The following is a 3131-nucleotide window of genomic DNA, read 5'->3' on the forward strand; positions in this document are numbered from 1 at the left end:
TTCCCCGTCCTGCCGCAGCCGCGGCCCGACAACCTCACCTACGCGCTCACCCTCCCCGCCGCCGCGGCCACGCCGGCCATCGCGCACGAGGCCGCCGAGACGATCCTCGACATCCACGAGCTCGACGACCTGATGGAGCCCGCCCTGCTCCTGGTCCGCGAACTCACCGCGTACGCCTGCCGCTTCACCGCTCCGGGCGAGGCGATCCACCTCAACCTGCGGCACCACGAGAACGCGCTCCGGCTCACGGTCTTCGACACCCACCCGCGCCACGCCTCGTGCGAGCGGCTCCGGTACGCCGCCCTCCCCCTCACCCCCAGGCTCACCACCAACCACCACGGCACCTGGGGCATCTCCGCCACCCAGCACCCGGCGACGGGGACCCGCACGTTCGCCACCCTCGTCAACGTCCGGCGCCAGTGGACCACCTGAAGGGGACTACTCGGTCAGGGAGTCAGCGGCCCGTCGAGGATCCGTTCGCCGGCCGCGCGGTCGCCCTCCCAGGTGAAGACCGTGGCGTCGCGTGGAAGTCGGCCCCACAGCATGAGGAACAGGGGCTCCGCCGGGCCGGCGAGGGTGGCGACGGCGGCGCCGGGGCCGTGGGTCCAGGACCCGCCCGTGTCGGTGGCGACCACCCGCAGCGCCGCCTCCGGCGGCCGCGCGCGGCCACGGTCGATCTGCCGGGGCGCCATCGTGTCGAAGACCTCGGCGATGCCGTCGGCGACGAGTTCGGGGTCGAGCGGCCCCGGTACGCCGAGCGCGTGCTCGGCGTCCCAGCGGTGCACCAGCGTCTCCAGGGCGCGGCGGCGCTGCCAGAAGCCGACCGTGTGAGGCGGGGCGAACGTCCACGCCCCGGTGTCCGGGTCGGCGTCCAGAACGCGGAGCAGGATGTCGGCCCCCTTCTCGAACCACCGCGCCAACTCCGCCGGCTCACGCGGCGCCGGTATCGACTCGTAGTCCCCCCGCCGCTCCACGACGGCGGCCGTGGACCAGATGTTGCCGCGCCCGAGGTGGTCCGCGAGATCGTGCAGGGTCCAGTCACCACAGTGCTCGACGGGCACGGTCAGGTCACCGTCGAGACACCGGCGAAACGCGTCCAGCTCGCGGCGGAGGTGCGCGAGGTATGCGGCTGAGTCCATACGGCCGAACCTAGCCGAACCAGACATGCGGCCGACAGCGCGGACTAGCGGACTAGCGGGTGGTGGCCGCGTGGTCCTCCTTGGCGTGGGCGAGGAAGAAGTCCCGGACGTCCTCGGCGAACAGCTCCGGCACCTCCATCGCGGCGAAGTGGCCGCCGCGGTCGAACTCCGACCAGTGCCTGATGTCGTACAGCCGCTCGGCGAGCGGTCGCACCGACTGGGTGATGTCGTGCGCGAACACCGCCACGCCGAGCGGCACCCGGCACGACAGCTGGCTCTTCCCCCGCGGGTTGTCGTGGTGGAACCGGCCCGAGGAGGCCGCGGTCGCGGTCAGCCAGTACAGCGAGATGTCGGTGAGCATCCGATCGTCGCTGACCGGCGTGGCGGGGTCGGTCCACTGTGCGAACCGCTCGGCGATCCAGACCAGTTGGCCGACGGGCGAGTCGGTCAGCGCGTAGCCGATGGTCTGCGGGGTGAGCGCCGTCAGCGCCTGGTACGGCGGGCGGTTCGCCATCAGCCGCCTGACCTTGTCAAGGCGGGCCTCGTCCGCTTCCGACACCTCGACGTCGGGGTCCGGCCGGGTCGGCAGGTAGTTGACGTGCACCCCGACGACGTGCTCGGGCGCGACCGCGCCGAGCGCGATGGAGATGCCCGCGCCGAAGTCGCCGCCCTGCGCGCCGTAGCGCTCGTACCCCAGGCGGCGCATCAGCTCGGCCCAGGCCCTGGCGACCCGGTCGGCGTCCCAGCCGCGCTCGTGGGTCGGCCCGGAGAACCCGAAGCCGGGGATGGACGGAATCACCAGGTGGAAGTCGCGCGACAGCGGCTCGATCACATCGAGGAACTCCAGGAACGACCCGGGCCAGCCGTGGGTGAGGACCAGCGCGAGCGCGTCCGGCTTCGAGGACCGGACGTGCACGAAGTGGATGTTCTGGCCGTCGATCTCGGTGGTGAAGTGCGGCAGCTCGTTGAGCCTGGCCTCGTGCTCGCGCCAGTCGTAGCCGGCGCGCCAGTACTCGGCCAGTTCCCTGAGCCGCGCCAGCGGGAAGCCGTAGTCCCACCCGGCGTCGACGACCTCGTTGGGCCAGCGGGTGTGGGAGAGCCGGTCGGTCAGGTCGTCGAGGTCGGCCTGGGGGATGTCGATGCGGAACGGCTTGATCATGGTCCTGACTCCAGGGGTTCATGAGTGCGACAGAACGTTGGATGCACTAACGTTTGGAGTCCAAACGATAACACTAATCATAGGTTTGCCCAACGATTCGCTAGACTCGCCCCATGGAGAACCCACCCGAGGAGACGCCTGCCAGGTGGAAGCGCCTGCCCAGCTGGCTGCTCACCCAGACCGCCCACCACGCACACCGCCTGGTGACCGACGGGTTCTCGGCCGCCCACGCCCGCGGCTACCACTACCGCCTGCTGGCGACGCTCGATGAGTTCGGCCCGGCCAGCCAGGCCGCGCTGAGCCGCCGTAGCGGCATCCACGTCAGCGACATGGTCGCGGCGATCAACGAGCTCGCCGACCGCCAACTGGTCGAGCGCGCCCCTGACCCCTCCGATCGGCGGCGCAACATCATCTCGCTGACCGCCGCGGGCAGGCGGCAGCTGCGGCGACTGGAGAAGCAACTGGCCGAGTCCCAGGACGAACTGCTGGCTCCGCTGTCACCCGAGGAGCGAGAGCGGCTGACCGAGCTCCTGTCCAGGCTGTTGGACCACCACGACCGGCGAACCGGCGCCGCCGAAGGCCCTGGCGCTGAACCAGGCCCTCCGGCCGTTCACACAGTCAGCGGCTTGCGGTAGCGGACGAATTCCTCCACCAGGTGAAAGCCGACGCTCTCGTACAGCTCGTAGGCGCGTTGGGGGCCGGCCAGGTTGGTCCAGAGGCGGAGATCGGTGGTCGGGTGCCGGTGGCGCGCGGCGGCCAGGATCTCGTGGAGGAGGGCGCGGCCGATACCCCGGCGGCGGTGGGCGGGGTGGACGCAGAGTTCGGCGAGGTGG

5 protein-coding genes are annotated in these 3131 nt (G+C 71.3%); 2 read left to right on the top strand and 3 right to left on the bottom strand.

Annotated elements, in window-relative coordinates:
* Positions 1 to 432: sensor histidine kinase (locus tag E1265_RS37585; RefSeq protein ID WP_165953998.1), on the top strand; the 432-nt coding region annotated here is incomplete at its 5' end.
* 14 nt (positions 433 to 446) lie between these two features.
* Here the strand turns inward: E1265_RS37585 and E1265_RS35180 are convergent.
* Positions 447 to 1139: a maleylpyruvate isomerase family mycothiol-dependent enzyme gene (locus tag E1265_RS35180; RefSeq protein WP_132935016.1), complete on the bottom strand. Its 693-nt coding sequence runs from the start codon at positions 1137 to 1139 to the stop codon at positions 447 to 449.
* Between the two features lie 52 nt (positions 1140 to 1191).
* Complete coding sequence (locus E1265_RS35185; protein ID WP_132935017.1) at positions 1192 to 2298, bottom strand: epoxide hydrolase family protein; 1107 nt, start codon at positions 2296 to 2298, stop codon at positions 1192 to 1194.
* Between the two features lie 113 nt (positions 2299 to 2411).
* Here E1265_RS35185 and E1265_RS35190 point away from each other — a divergent pair, with 113 nt between their 5' ends.
* Positions 2412 to 2933: a MarR family transcriptional regulator gene (locus E1265_RS35190; protein ID WP_132935018.1), complete on the top strand. Its 522-nt coding sequence runs from the start codon at positions 2412 to 2414 to the stop codon at positions 2931 to 2933.
* Here the strand turns inward: E1265_RS35190 and E1265_RS35195 are convergent.
* Positions 2909 to 3131: GNAT family N-acetyltransferase (locus E1265_RS35195; protein WP_132935019.1), on the bottom strand; the 223-nt coding region annotated here is incomplete at its 5' end. The two genes, E1265_RS35190 and E1265_RS35195, sit on opposite strands and share 25 nt — an antisense overlap.

It is taken from the genome of Streptomyces sp. 8K308 (assembly GCF_004348315.1).
In the GTDB taxonomy this organism is placed as follows: Bacteria; Actinomycetota; Actinomycetes; order Streptomycetales; family Streptomycetaceae; genus Streptomyces.

Coding starts and splice junctions, on each gene's coding strand:
- E1265_RS35180 (WP_132935016.1), bottom strand. CDS start 1,139: ATGGACTCAGCCGCATACCTCGCGCACCTCCGCCGCGAGCTGGACGCG.
- E1265_RS35185 (WP_132935017.1), bottom strand. CDS start 2,298: ATGATCAAGCCGTTCCGCATCGACATCCCCCAGGCCGACCTCGACGAC.
- E1265_RS35190 (WP_132935018.1), top strand. CDS start 2,412: ATGGAGAACCCACCCGAGGAGACGCCTGCCAGGTGGAAGCGCCTGCCC.